This is a genomic window from uncultured Anaerococcus sp., assembly GCF_963512375.1.
In the GTDB taxonomy this organism is placed as follows: Bacteria; Bacillota; Clostridia; order Tissierellales; family Peptoniphilaceae; genus Anaerococcus.
The window spans coordinates 1-13,750 of record NZ_CAUPMI010000031.1 but is presented as its reverse complement, the minus strand read 5'-3'; the positions used below and the strand labels follow the sequence as shown (position 1 = coordinate 13,750).

Sequence of the window (13,750 nt, the reverse complement as noted above, 5' to 3'; positions counted from 1 at the left end):
AATTACAAGATTAATTATTTTTTGATTTTTTCTTGACATTTGATAGCTGGTCTTTGATTAAAGGATAACACGGTCCCTAACGGACAGGTCAAGCCCTATATATTATATAAAATTCCCACTTATCTATAAAGCAAAACTGTGCCTCAAAATTTTTGCAAAGTGCTTATTTTCTTTTTGATAAATCTTATTCAAACCGACACTCAAACCGACATTTTATTGTCGCTTTTAAGTGTACAAGCTATCAAATTAAAAAGACCATAACACTTAAGTTATGATCTATTTTTTTGTCCTCATGTAAACCACTTGAAAGAATTATTCAATTTATTCTTTTTTACTTCCAGTACCATTTGAGTACCAGTACCGGACAATAAAGTCAAAAACAATCCATTAAATTTTTAAAGAATCTTATCTTCCTTAAGGAATCCTTAAATTTGTATTTTATACTAAGTTTATAAAATGAAGAGGAGGTTCATTTATGGACAAATTGATATTAGAAACAAAAAATCTTACTAAAAGCTTTGGCAGGCAAAAAGCAGTAGATAATATTTCTTTAAAAATAAAAGAAAATTCTATATATGGATTGCTAGGACCTAATGGGGCTGGTAAATCGACTACATTGAAGATGATTACTGGAATGATTCATAAAACATCTGGTCAAATCTTTTTTGAAGGTCATGAGTGGAGTCGTGACGATTTATCAGATATTGGTGCCTTGATAGAAATGCCTGCCTTGTATGAGAACTTATCGGCTAGGGAAAATTTAAAAGTAAGGACACTCCTATTAGGATTACCAGATTCTAGGATTGATGAAGTTTTGGAAATAGTTGGTTTAAAAGATACTGGCAAAAAGAAAAGTAGTCTATTTTCTGTAGGAATGAAACAAAGGCTAGGTATCGCCATTGCTTTATTAAATAATCCTAAGCTTTTGATTTTAGATGAACCAACAAACGGACTTGATCCTCTTGGAATTCAGGAATTGCGTGATTTAATAAGATCCTTCCCAGAAAAAGGAATAACCGTTATTTTGTCTAGTCATATTTTAGCAGAAGTTGAACAAACTGCTGACCATATTGGGATTATTAATAATGGAAAATTGCAATATCAAAACATTATTAATCATGATGACAATTTAGAAGAACTTTTTATGAATGTTATAAAAAGTGGAATGGGAGTGTAAAAAATGATATCTTATATTCGTGCAGAAAATTTAAAACATAAGGGCACTTTTTTGAAGAAGTTATTAGTTATTATGCCAATAACTTTAATCTTATTGTCACTCTTTCTTATGCCAAGTTATTTCACTGCTAATTCCTATAACTGGTGGTACGTCATAATAATGCCAGCAACTTTTGCCTTAATACCAGCAATGATGGATAGAAAAGAAAGTAGAAAATTAAATTACAGAGCAGTTTTCCCTCTAAATATTAATCTCAAAAAGTTATGGGTTTCAAAAATAATTACAGCATTTATTTATATGAGTATTGCTGCTATAATTCATATGCTAGGGGTATATATTTTTCAATTTTTTCTTGGAGAGCAATTAACACCAAACTATGAATTTTCAACATTACTATTTGCAAGTTTCTTACTAATAATAACTAATATTTGGCAAATCCCTCTATGCTTTTTCTTAGCAAAAAAATTTGGCTTTATTACAAGTATTATAATGAATGCAGTATTAGGTTTAGCCTTAGGAATTTTGATATCTGACAGTGCTTTTTGGATTTATTGTCCATATTCTTGGGGAATTAGATTAATGATTCCTGTTATGCATATTCTACCAAGTGGTATTTTAATAGAAGCATCAAATCCAATGGTATCAAACACATCATTACTTATTCCTTGTATTTTATCTATATGTCTATTTACCTTACTAACAATGATAAGTGCAAAATGGTTTTCAAAACAAGAGGTAAAGTAATGATAAATATAATAAAATCAGAAATATACAAAATTAAAGGCACCTGGCTTCCTTGGATTCACATAGTCTTACCTATAGCCTATTCTTTACTATTTTATGTGGCATTAAAAACCACAGGATTAAAAAATTTTGAAGAAAGAGATATAATACAAACTTATTTTGTACTTTTAGGAGCGGCAATGCCAATAATATTAAGTTTGATAAGTTCAAAAGTAGTTGATATGGAAATTGGTGCTGGAAATTTTCAAACGCTTTTATCTACTACAAAATCTAGAAGCAAAGCCTATATAGGAAAACTCCTTGTATTAGAATTGGGATTTGTTATTTCTCTTGCTTTAGCTATTATAATTTTTGCAATATTAACACGATATCAAAATATCTCAGATTGGCTTATTGAATTTTTCTTAATTCTTATTAGCAGCCTTTCTCTATACATGATTCATCTTTGGGTATCAATCGTATTAAGTAGTGGTGCATCTATTGGATTAGGTTTTCTAGAAACAATGTTTGCTTTACTTTTAATGACTGTCATCGGTGATAATATTTGGTATTTTATACCTTGTACTTGGGGCTCCAGGCTTCCTGCGATGTATATAATGATGGGCAAAGCTTTAGATCCTTCCTATTTTTATAAAGAGTTTAGGCTGTGGGGTATAATAGCATCCTTTATTATCTTAATCCTATTTATTTCCTCAATTATTTGGTTTAATAAGTGGGATGGGAAATCTGTTAGTGAATAAAAGTTTTTAATTTAAAATTAGGGGGTGATAAAATGTCTTTAATTCTTGCAGTTGATGACGAGTTAGATATGCTTGATCTAATAAAAAACATTTTAAAAAAGAACAACCATAAGGTCGATGTATATCAAAACCCTAAAGATATTGATAATAGTAAACTTAGTAAATATGATTTGATTTTACTTGATGTGATGATGCCAGATGTTGATGGAATTAGTTTTTGCAAAGAAATTCGCAATAAAGTAGACTGCCCTATTCTTTTTTTAACAGCAAAAACTATGGAAGAAGATATCGTTGAGGGATTATTAATTGGTGGAGATGATTACATCACAAAACCATTTGGTGCAGCAGAACTAGTAGCTCGTATCGAAGCCCATTTAAGACGAGAAAAAAGAGAACGACACACTAGTCTAAATCTCGGCGAGATTCGATTTGATTTATCTTCCAATGAAGTTTTTGTAGGAGAGGAAAAAGTTCATTTAACAAAATCTGAGTATCAAATTTTAGAATTACTAGCAAAAAGAAAAGGACAAGTATTTTCAAGAGAGCAAATATATGAACTTATCTTTGGATTTGATGGTATAGGAGATGCATCTGCAATATCGGAACATATAAAAAATATTAGGGCAAAATTTCAAAAATATGATGAAAATCCAATTGAAACAGTATGGGGGATCGGATATAAATGGAATTAAAATCAAAAGGTCAATCTCTTAAAAATATACTTTTTAAATATTTGTTAAGTATTGGGCTAGGACTAGCAATCTCCGTTTTATTAATACTAGCTTTTATATCCGCTTCTTATCAATTTAAGTGGATATTTCCAGCAAACCATACTGAGAGTTTAATTCTTGAAAAAAGGATAGATATTGCCACTTCAAAAAATTTCGATAAATCATTGCTACCAAATAATACATCTTATCTATTTTTAGCAAAAGACGAAAAAGTTGTAGAAACAAATATGAATAAGAATATCCAAGATATAGCCTTTAACTATCATAAGGGTTCTGGTTACTCAAATGCCAATTTATCTTTTATGGAAATACAAAGATCAGATGGATATGTACTAGTAGCTTATAAGCTAAAACCTTATTATAAAAGTTCTTGGATGCAAAAAAATCTACCACAAGTAAATAATTTATTTCTAAGCTTACTGATAATATTTTGTTTTATTAGTATTATTACTATCACATTAATTTGGGCAAAGAAAATATCGAAAGAATTGAATCCTTTGCTAGAAGCTTCGGAAGAAATTGGGAAACAAAACTTAGACTTACAAGTTAAAAAGTCAAATATTCAGGAATTTAATGCTATATTAGATAGTTTAGAAAAAATGAAAATAGGATTAAGTGAATCTTTAAGGACAAACTGGAGAGAGGAAGAGAAAAAAAGAAATCAGATTTCAGCATTAAGCCATGATATAAAAACTCCTCTTTCAATTATAAAGGGAAACTCAGAATTATTAGGAGAAACAAAGCTAACAGAAGAACAGCAAACATATCTAAATTATATTAGAAAAAACACAAGCCGTATTGATAAATATATTGAAACTTTAATGCTTGTTAATAAATCTAATCAAGCAAATGAATTGAATTTTCTTGAAATTAAGACAGAAAAATTTGTCAAAAACATTGAAAAACTAGCTAAAGAATTTACATCGACTTATAAGTTAAATCTTTTAGAAGATATTAACTATGAGAATGGTATTTTAATAGTAGATTTAAAAAATTTTGAACGAGCCTTTCTTAATATTCTTAGTAATGCCGAGGAACACAGTCCCAAAAGCTCAACTATTGAGTTACTTATATGTTCAAAAGCTGATGAGCTTAAAATATCAATATTAGACCAAGGGCATGGATTTACAGGTGAAGACCTCTTATATGCAAAAGATCAATTCTATCAAGGAGACAAAAGTAGGCATTCAAAAGAAAACTATGGAATCGGATTATTTGTTGCCGAACAAATTATTAAGATGCATGGAGGAAGTCTTGTTTTAGAAAATAGGACTGATACAATAGGCGCAAAAGTCACCATACTATTACCTGTCAAGAATACTCTTATATAGGGTATTCTTTTTTTGTATTCATAAATTATATATGAGAATATTAAGTTTTTTTATCAGTTTTTTCACTCTTAGTAATGTAACCTATTTCCAAATTTAGAGTTAATTTATTGGATGAATTTTTGTAATTGCCATACTAATCACCAGAACTTTCTTTTGATTTGTTAAGAAGTAGGGAATGGATCTGCCATATTTCTCTTGATAATTTTTCTATTTCTTCTCTCAAATAGTCAATATCTTTCTTATAAATAACACTACTTGTATTAGTTATTTTTACAATCTGGTTTATATTATTTGTTGCATTTGAAAGTAGCCATTGGAGATGTCAAAATAAATTAATCCTCGTAATATGTAGGCAAAAAGACCGTAGCTTTTAACTACGGTCTAATTTTTTGTCCAAATGTAAACCACTTGGAAGAATTATTCAATTTATTCTTTTTAGCTTCCAGTACCATTTGAGTACTAGTAGCTATTTTTTATTCTCTTCGTTTGAGTGGGTCTCTATCATACATGAAAAAAATGCTCCAGTCAAAAATATCGCCTACGATATTTTTGCTAGCATTATATTCGGTCGCATCTTTTTTGTTTTGCTGCAGAAGGGCAGTCATCCATCTATCTTCGCACTTCGTGCTCGATATATGAGGCTGACGTAAAAACATCGCTTGCGATTTCTAACTTTATTTTTATTATAATGTCTCTTCGTTTGAGTGGGTCGCTATCATACTTGAAAATTACTTCGTAATTTTCAATCCCATTCAGCGACAAAATAAAAAAAGTGCTCCCTACTCGGTCGCGCTTTTTTTATTTTGCTGCAGAAGGGCAGCCATCCATCTATCTTCGCACTTCGTGCTCGATATATGGGGCTGACGTAAAAACATCGCTTGCGATTACTCTCGAGTCCTACGGACTCTCGCTTAGTTTTTCGGACTCAGCTTTGCTTCGTCTCGAAAATGACCGATGCTTATGCATCGGTCACCCTTAGATGGTGGGACTACTCCCATTCAATTGTTCCAATCAACTTCTATTATTGAAATTTGCCTATCTCAAAACCCTTTTTATTGTTTTGATAGGGTTTTGATAGGGATTATACTAATTATTTTTTATTGCTTGGTTTCCATTAAATTCATAAAGTGACTTTTCAGATGTTTTAAATTTTATTACATTAGTCATTTTATTAGCCAATATTCGGTCTCTATTAGGCCACAGATGGCTATAATGTTTTAATGTTATTTCTGGACTTGAGTGACCCAACCTATTACTTACTGTTAAAATATCTGCATTAAAATGATTGATTAAATAGCTTACATGCGAATGTCGTAATCCTTTAGCCTGTATTTTTTTAACTTCAGCTAGTTTTGAATGACGATCAATTATTCGTGCTATTGTATTTCTGCCTAATGGCTTCCCACAATAACTTATCACAAAGTTATCTACGCCATGAGCTTTTTGTGTTTCGTGCCATTCTTTCAAAATATTGATTGTTGTATCATCTAATGATATAATTCTATTGCCAGATTCAGTCTTGGTTTTATTCTTTATTTTATATTGACTTGGACTTTTTAAGTCTATTGTCGAGTTAATAGTTAGGTTCTGGTCTTTAAAGTTAATTTTATCCCATGTTAAAGCCTGACCTTCTCCAACTCTTATACCTGTATTAAAGTATAACCAAAGCATTACAAAACACATATGCTCGTAAAAAACATCTATGCAAAAAGTAGATATAACTTTCTCAAACTCTTCCAAAGTCCAATAAGGTACATTTACTTTTCCTTTAGGTATAGGCTTCGTTTTCTTGCTTATATTCTCGTATACAAAATCTAGTGTGACCGCATAATCCAAAATCTGCCTAAATGTTCCATAAATCATTGCTGAGTATGATTGTGAGTATTTAGGGTTATTTAGTAATTTTGTCTTGAATATTTCACAAACTCTAACCGATATATCTTCAATTTTTGTACCTATAAAGTACTCTTTTATTATCTTTATTTGGTGAATTCGAGTTTTATAAGTCGATTCCTGAACTTTCGATTTATAGTGAGGCACATAGTACTTATTTATAAAATAATTTAGTTCAATTCCATTGGCAAATATTCCCTTAGATTCTGCATACTTATTTTTAAGTGATATTACATAATCATGACATTGTTTAAAAGTTTTGAAAGGTTTGCCCTGATCATCTTTTCGACCCATTTTCTGAATTCTCTTACCAGTATTTTTATTAACACCTAGTTCTACTTGATAGTATATATTGCCTTTTTTGTCTTTATATACACATGGATATTTACTTTTACTCATTTTGTGCTCCTTTAATATCTTCGCTTATAGGAACACCTATTATTTCTTCAACGGCATAGCTAGGGACGCACCCCAGTCTTTTATTATTATATAGCTGATATCCTTGTGTTACAAGATTAAATTTTGCACATCTTATAATAGTTCTTGCTTGGTTTTCTTTGAACCCTAAGTCCATTAATTTATCTTTATCAACCATCACTGTCATCTGTTTTGTCCTTTCTTATCCATGGCTTACTTTGATTTATATAATTTGATTTGTGTTTAATAAGCCAGTTTGTTACATCATCATTTGGTATATAGTTATGTTTAAATTCTTCGTACAAATACATAATAAAATCCTCTAGACCTTCCTCACCATATATAAATTTAATTTTATAAAAAACCGAGAATAGCCCACTATTAGTTGTTAAATAATTAATAGACCTGTCAAGTTCGTTATCTCTAGGTGAAGGTAAGTTCATTGTAAAGTTTAATTCATCTAACTCGTCTAGCATGAGTTTTGTCATCTCAGTAGGTTTATTGCTCTTTGTATAGAAAAACATATATCTGTCTAATATTGAACACAATATAATTTCTTTAAACTCTTGATCTGACTCACATACTTTGAGCATTTCCGTTAATTGATGGGCATACTTATTTGAATACTGAGCTTCCAGTCTAACCCAATCATCTACTTTCTCAGCTATATGTCTTAAATACTTCATGATAGCTGCTCTTTTTTCTTGTCATATATTCGTAGTAATGCATTAGCATTTTTCTTTTTTGAACCTACGTACAGTGTTTCACAGTTAAAGTTTTTTGATACATCTCTTATTGCAGATGTGTTCTTCCTATAAGACTTGTGCCAGTTATCTTTAACTATCTTCTCGTATAAACTTTTGTCTTGATTTCCCATACCTTATTTCACTCCTCCCAGCCTCAATTGACTTCTTTATCTTAGCCACATTAATGCCTTCATTAATGAAATCCACAAACGGATCTATTCTGCTTAACCTATACTCGTATAGGTCTGAATTAATTAATGAGAAAAATCTCCACAAGTTCATTCTCTCACCATATATTTTTTCGTAGTTTTCCATATATACTGACCAAGCATGACCGCTAAACTTTACTATTACACCCATATTAGGCATAGCTTCGTTAAAGGCTATTGAGAAGTAATATAATGAATTTTCAATCGTATAGCCTTCAGTATAACCAGATGGTAAGTTCTTATCAGCCTCAACTATATTCCCTAGTACATAGCATATTTTTGACTTATCTATAAATTCATCTATCAAATCAATGGCCACGCCATATCTCCAATCATCATATTCAAATGGGTAAGATGGTTTTATAACCATTGTAAATTGATCTACATCTACTATCAGCATAATTTATGCTCCTTTCTTGACTAAATACACATTTGTAGATTGTTATCCAACGGGTGGATATGGGGTTATTACCTAACCCCATATCATGCCCCCTCAGTGGCTTCGCCCTGAGGGGGCCCTGTCTTTAAAAACCCACAAAACGGTAGCACCATTAAAGCAGGGTTATCAATACTAGCCACACCTGGACAAGATAAGTAGCCCATACCTGGTTTTAAATTTATTTTTCCTATATTCACCGACTGGCTAAACAATGTTCGATAAGTAAGATCATCTGAATCGCCTAACACTATTCTTACTACTAATTGTTCAGTTATACTTTTGGGCAAGCTATCAGCTGAAAATCTTTGCATTACCACAAACATAAAGAACCCTAATTGTCTGCCCATAAACACTATGTTTTCGAGCATATCATTTATATGGTCTCTTGATTTTTTATCTAGAGTGTTCCATGATGCTTTCAATGCAGCAAATTCATCAATTATCAATATATGAGCTGGCAAATTTAAATCTGTATAATCTATATTCCTGTGAAGTTTAAAACTTTGTTGCATTTCATCTTGCCTTATTTTCATTTTATTATAGAACTTTTCTAATAACTCAATAGAAGTTTCTTTATCTGCCACATTTTCTATATTTAAACCACGTATTGAGAAATTATATAAGTCAGATCGCTTAGGGTCTATAATATAAAGCTCATGTTTCACTGTCTTATTTACTATTTGTATAATTAAGGTTTGGAGCAAAAAACTCTTTCCCCCACCTGTCTGTGCTGCTATACCCATATGATGAATCGGTATTGTCTCATAATCAGTTAGTTTTAATGAATAATCATCATTTATACTGTTAGCCCATGCAACATATTTATACTCCTCATCAAATAGTCTTTGATTGAAAATTTCATTTGATACAATTGAGTAAATATAATATTTACCATTCTTATCAAGAAATTGTTGTGTCACAATATAGTTAGGTATTGAAGCATTAAGCCTTAAATCTTCTAACTTTTTATCAAATTTAATTGAGTTTTCAATCTTTATTTGTCCTTTTATCATATCATCATCTAATTCTATTACTACATTGGGAATAGCTAAGTAGTTGAAACTTTTATTTTCAATATAATAACCACTATCAATTAATTGCTTTCTTACATTCTTATCTAACCTGTAATGATTAAATGCATATTCATAACCCTTACTCAAATAATTTCGAATTGACCAGGACACAAACAGTGCACCAACAATTAATACAATCACTAACGAAAAGATATGATAATTTATATATGGAAGCTTTAATCCAAATCTAACAAATTCTAATCTTAGCTTTGGATATACTACTGAGAAAAATATCATGAGTATGATGTTAATGATGAATAAAAAGAGTGCGTAAGCACCCCTTTTATATCTTTTTGTTTTCATTTCTGACCTCAAACTCAACGTCTTTAGCAACTACTGATAGTTGATTCCTATATTCGCCATATATTTTACATTCTGGTTCAATTGCATTAATAACTGCAAACTTTTTATATGGTTTCACACTATCTTCTACTTTAATTACTAAAGCTTCCCCATCGTTGCCACCTACAGTATCATCAGAGTATTTCGTTTTGTCTTGAACTATTATGCACTTATATTTAGTACCTTTTACTGTTTTGGTACTACTATCAGCACTATATTTATACCAAGGTTCATCACCAACAACTCTTATCTCTTTCCTATCAAAAAAAGTTTTGCTATCGAAGAGCAATAATTTACTAAGATTTTTCATCTTATCATCCTTTCATCACAATTAATAGCCTAAGACTATTAATTAATTTGAAACATTCGTCTTAATTTTGTAGCCCTTTAATCTTGGCTATTCGAATACTTATTGATAGCTATCTTGTACTCACCAATATAATACCATGATATTATCGACATAAAAAGTACAGAATTTTATTTAAAATCTTACAAATTAGCCATTTATTATCGACATATTATTGATTTTTTCGACAAATGAGGTAAATTGTAAATAAATATATAAAAACTTTTAATTAAAAGGAGATAATAATATGACAAGACATACACCTAATAATCAATTTAATAAAGATATTGATAAAGTATTCAACCATTATAGTAAATATGGTAAGGAACATAATAATATAGTAAAGAATACAAAAGACATGTTAAAGAGAGTTTATAATATAGGGCCAGATGAATGGGATACGCTACATCAACATAAGAAAGATAAATTTATTTATGTAGATTTAGCTGATAAGTACTTGGACTCAGATTGCGATTACTTTACTGAAAGCGAAAAAAAAGATATAAAAAACAGAATCAAGCCTAAAATTGAAGATAAATTCTATCAGTTAGAAGATTTAGATAAACCTAACCAGATGGAAGATTTAAAATTTAAGAGCTATGCGGATCTGATAAGTAAGGCTAGTCAAAGACAAGTTGACAAATATTATGATGAGTTTGTCGAAGTGTTTAATTATTTCTTACCATACGACACCCCACCTAGCAAAAAACATTTCAAAAACAATAATGATATAGTATATGATTATATACAAACGGCAAAAGAAGAGTCGTATAAGCCATTAGCATATAATGAAAAATTTGGGGTCAAAAAATACTATTCAGACTTGGACTTTAATGCCAGATTAATATTTGAATATATATTAGAGGATAAATTTAAGATTAAAATAAATTATAAGTTATTAGCTGAAGCACTGGCGTTCACAGAAGGATATCGTAATTACTACGATGTAGATGAAGATTTTGTAGACTCTTATCCAACCGAGCCGAAAAAAGAAGATTTTGATAACGAAAATGATTATAACGAGAAATTAGAGTTTTACAACGATACTTTAAAATATCTCAAATATAAAAATATGCTAATATCTAGAAAAGCTTTTATAATTGATTATAGTGGTCAATAGCAAAATTAATTAGTAATGTAAACTTTGGCATGTAATCAATTAAAATATAAATAGAAAGGAGTAGGCCCGAGAATGTGTAAAATTTTGTGTATAGAACCTCCTGATTAGGGTAAAGAAAAAACTAATCAGGAGGAATTTTTATGCCAAGAAAAAGACCCGAATCAAGAGGAAGCAAAATAGCTAAAATGTTAATCGAAGAATATAATCCTCAAAATGCACGAGACATTCAAGAAGTATTAAAAGAACTTCTAGGCGATACAATGGAAGAACTTTTAAAGCAGAATTAGATGAGCATTTAGACTATGAATATGGTGAAAAGCCATTATCACTTAATACAAGAAACGGCTCAAGTAAAAAAACTGTAAAATCATCCTATGGAAATATAGATTTAAATATTCCGAGAGATAGAGAAGGATCCTTTGAACCACAAGCATTAAAAAAGTACGAAAAAGACATATCTAACATAGAAAATCAGATAATATAAATGTACGCAAAAGGCATGACCACAAGAGATATATCAAGTCACATCAAAGATATTTATGGATTTGGAATATCTGAAACAATGGTAAGCAAAATAACTAATAAAATACTACCAACCATAGAAGAATGACAAAATAGACCCTTAGAAAAAGTCTATCCTATGGTATTTTTAGACGCTATAGATTACCATGTAAGAGAAAACAACATAGTAGTCAAAAAAGCAGTATACATTGCATTAGGGTACAATCTTGAAGGTTTTAAAGAAATTCTAGGAATGTGGGTAGGAGAGAATGAATCAAGCAAATATTGGCTCCTAGTATTAAACCAGCTAAAAGAAAGAGGCCTTGATGATATACTAATAATATCAACAGATAACCTACCTGGATTCACACAAGCTATAGAAGCAGTATATCCAAAAGCAGAAATACAAAAGTGCATAATCCATCAATTAAGAAACTCAACAAAATATGTATCATACAAAGACATAAAAGAATTAATGAAAGACTTAAAAGCAATATACAAAGCACCAACAGAAGACTTGGCCCTAACAAATCTAGGTATCTTTGAAGAAATTTTCTTTTGATTTCATACTTAATGCTGTTCTAAATCCACTATACTTACTTATATTTCCATTTGCTTTATACTTATAAAAGAAAGACAAAAGCCATCCTGCTATAGGTAATAAACTAATTACAATTTTTTCAAAATTCATACAAAACCCTCTAAAAATCCTAAAAGCTACTACTTTCAACAATATTATAACCTATAATCTTATTTTTGACATCAATACCACGCTCTCAACATGGCTTGAGAGGATAGAATGAATGTCATTTGAGTGTGTCCGTTCTCGGGAACATATCCACTGCGTTTTTGGGGCTATCGGTAGACGGGAACATATCAATACACCTCATGGATTATTATTTTAGAATGGATTTTAAGTAATCTAATAAATCTGATTTAGTTAGAGGCTCTGCATGACTTAAAATACAATACTTACAGTCGAAACTTTCTATCAAATTTGTTAATGACATTAATTTTTCTTTATCCATATACCCATCATTGTAGAAATCCTCGCTTGTTGAATCTCCCAAGAACAATATTTTTTCCTCAGGAATATAGATAAGCACCGTATCTTCCGAATGGGGTGAAACCGTATGAAAAATCATTGCGGTTATTCCACCGAGATTAAGGGTAAGCTCTTTTTCAAATTGGATATCCGATAGAACGGCAATAATTCTTTTATTATCTACATATTCTCTAGCTAGGCACTCATCATCATTTATCAAAAATTTTATATATGCACTGTCAGATAGTTTGGCTCTTTCCTGTTTCAAAAACTCGTTGGTTTTATGGTGTGCAATGGACAATCCGTGAATTTTATGCATTCCAAAGGTATGGTCCCAGTGCCAATGAGTGATGACAGTAAAATCTGGCTTCTTTAGGTCCTCGATTTCTAGGGATTTATAAAATTCATCAACATGGTCTGCTGAATTTCCTGCATCAATGGCAAGTGCAATTTTATCTCCATTTAAGTATGCCAACATAGGCCTATCAGTTTCTGGTTGATGTGGATAATAAAAGACCCTGCTAGTTATCTTTTTCAGTTCCATTTGCCATCCCACCTTTCTGGTAATAAATCTTTCAGCAACACTTCTTCCATTTCAGGTAATACAATTTGGGTCTCTATATTTTGATTATCTATCTGTGCAATAAACTCTCTGCACCTTCCACATGGTGGAAGTATACTCCCATCTTCAAATACAGCGATAATCCTTTTGATTGCAGTTTCATTGTTCTTTACCATTTCAGCAATAGCTGACTGTTCAGCGCATAAGCCAATAGAACAGGGCAAGTCAATGCATATTCCTGTAAAGATGTTACCGCTATTTGTCTCCAACGCGCACGCAACATGCCCTGAAGTTCCAAAGTTCCGTAACTTTTTATGATTAATTATACTGAAAG

Annotated in this window: 15 protein-coding genes and 2 pseudogenes; 8 read left to right on the top strand and 9 right to left on the bottom strand. The window is 30.8% G+C overall.

What is annotated here, in order from left to right; all coding sequences use genetic code 11:
• Positions 1-475 precede the first annotated feature (475 nt).
• Genes RRB46_RS10345 through RRB46_RS10325 form a run of 5 tightly spaced genes read left to right on the top strand, consistent with a single transcriptional unit; the run spans position 476 to position 4,723 of the window.
• Positions 476-1,177: a lantibiotic protection ABC transporter ATP-binding protein gene (locus RRB46_RS10345; RefSeq protein ID WP_311538478.1), complete on the top strand. Its 702-nt coding sequence runs from the start codon at positions 476-478 to the stop codon at positions 1,175-1,177.
• Between the two features lie 3 nt (positions 1,178-1,180).
• Entirely contained in the window at positions 1,181-1,921 is a 741-nt protein-coding gene (locus tag RRB46_RS10340) for a lantibiotic immunity ABC transporter MutE/EpiE family permease subunit (protein ID WP_311538477.1), read from the top strand.
• The gene (locus tag RRB46_RS10335) at positions 1,921-2,661 is read left to right on the top strand and encodes a lantibiotic immunity ABC transporter MutG family permease subunit (protein ID WP_311538476.1); all 741 of its coding nucleotides are present in this window, start codon (positions 1,921-1,923) and stop codon (positions 2,659-2,661) included. Before RRB46_RS10340 ends, RRB46_RS10335 begins: the two co-directional genes overlap by 1 nt.
• Before the next feature lie 32 nt (positions 2,662-2,693).
• Complete coding sequence (locus RRB46_RS10330; RefSeq protein ID WP_311538475.1) at positions 2,694-3,353, top strand: response regulator transcription factor; 660 nt, start codon at positions 2,694-2,696, stop codon at positions 3,351-3,353.
• Positions 3,344-4,723: a HAMP domain-containing sensor histidine kinase gene (locus RRB46_RS10325; RefSeq protein WP_311538474.1), complete on the top strand. Its 1,380-nt coding sequence runs from the start codon at positions 3,344-3,346 to the stop codon at positions 4,721-4,723. The genes RRB46_RS10330 and RRB46_RS10325 overlap by 10 nt, the downstream gene beginning before the upstream one ends.
• A 133-nt stretch (positions 4,724-4,856) precedes the next feature.
• Here the strand turns inward: RRB46_RS10325 and RRB46_RS10320 are convergent.
• From RRB46_RS10320 to RRB46_RS10290, 7 genes and pseudogenes are all read right to left on the bottom strand, one after another.
• A pseudogene (locus RRB46_RS10320) lies at positions 4,857-5,045 on the bottom strand (hypothetical protein); the annotation flags it as partial.
• Between the two features lie 764 nt (positions 5,046-5,809).
• Positions 5,810-7,015 (bottom strand): site-specific integrase, encoded by a 1,206-nt coding sequence (locus RRB46_RS10315; RefSeq protein ID WP_262121649.1) that lies wholly within the window; start codon positions 7,013-7,015, stop codon positions 5,810-5,812.
• Positions 7,008-7,211 carry a DUF3173 family protein gene (locus RRB46_RS10310; protein ID WP_311538473.1) on the bottom strand — a complete coding sequence of 68 codons (204 nt, stop codon included), beginning with the start codon at positions 7,209-7,211 and terminating at the stop codon, positions 7,008-7,010. Before RRB46_RS10310 ends, RRB46_RS10315 begins: the two co-directional genes overlap by 8 nt.
• Positions 7,204-7,719, bottom strand: coding sequence for a hypothetical protein (locus tag RRB46_RS10305; RefSeq protein ID WP_311538472.1), 516 nt, complete (start codon positions 7,717-7,719; stop codon positions 7,204-7,206). Before RRB46_RS10305 ends, RRB46_RS10310 begins: the two co-directional genes overlap by 8 nt.
• Before the next feature lie 150 nt (positions 7,720-7,869).
• On the bottom strand, positions 7,870-8,388 hold the full coding sequence (locus RRB46_RS10300) for a hypothetical protein (protein ID WP_262121642.1): 519 nt from the start codon (positions 8,386-8,388) through the stop codon (positions 7,870-7,872).
• Between the two features lie 83 nt (positions 8,389-8,471).
• Positions 8,472-9,803, bottom strand: coding sequence for a helicase HerA domain-containing protein (locus RRB46_RS10295; protein ID WP_311538471.1), 1,332 nt, complete (start codon positions 9,801-9,803; stop codon positions 8,472-8,474).
• Positions 9,784-10,152: a hypothetical protein gene (locus RRB46_RS10290; RefSeq protein ID WP_262121638.1), complete on the bottom strand. Its 369-nt coding sequence runs from the start codon at positions 10,150-10,152 to the stop codon at positions 9,784-9,786. Before RRB46_RS10290 ends, RRB46_RS10295 begins: the two co-directional genes overlap by 20 nt.
• 283 nt (positions 10,153-10,435) lie before the next feature.
• Between RRB46_RS10290 and RRB46_RS10285 the strand changes: the two genes are divergently transcribed.
• From RRB46_RS10285 to RRB46_RS10275, 3 genes and pseudogenes are all read left to right on the top strand, one after another.
• Positions 10,436-11,308: a hypothetical protein gene (locus tag RRB46_RS10285; RefSeq protein WP_311538470.1), complete on the top strand. Its 873-nt coding sequence runs from the start codon at positions 10,436-10,438 to the stop codon at positions 11,306-11,308.
• Between the two features lie 140 nt (positions 11,309-11,448).
• On the top strand, positions 11,449-11,595 hold the full coding sequence (locus tag RRB46_RS10280; RefSeq protein ID WP_262121634.1) for a hypothetical protein: 147 nt from the start codon (positions 11,449-11,451) through the stop codon (positions 11,593-11,595).
• Positions 11,544-12,371: pseudogene (locus tag RRB46_RS10275) on the top strand (IS256 family transposase). The gene RRB46_RS10280 and the pseudogene RRB46_RS10275 overlap by 52 nt, the downstream one beginning before the upstream one ends.
• Positions 12,372-12,705: 334 nt before the next feature.
• On the opposite strand, the gene RRB46_RS10270 reads toward RRB46_RS10275, so the two are convergent.
• Both RRB46_RS10270 and RRB46_RS10265 read right to left on the bottom strand, forming a co-directional pair.
• Complete coding sequence (locus tag RRB46_RS10270; RefSeq protein WP_019108018.1) at positions 12,706-13,398, bottom strand: MBL fold metallo-hydrolase; 693 nt, start codon at positions 13,396-13,398, stop codon at positions 12,706-12,708.
• Positions 13,389-13,750: cytidine deaminase (locus RRB46_RS10265; RefSeq protein ID WP_311538469.1), on the bottom strand; the 362-nt coding region annotated here is incomplete at its 5' end. The genes RRB46_RS10265 and RRB46_RS10270, both read right to left, overlap by 10 nt.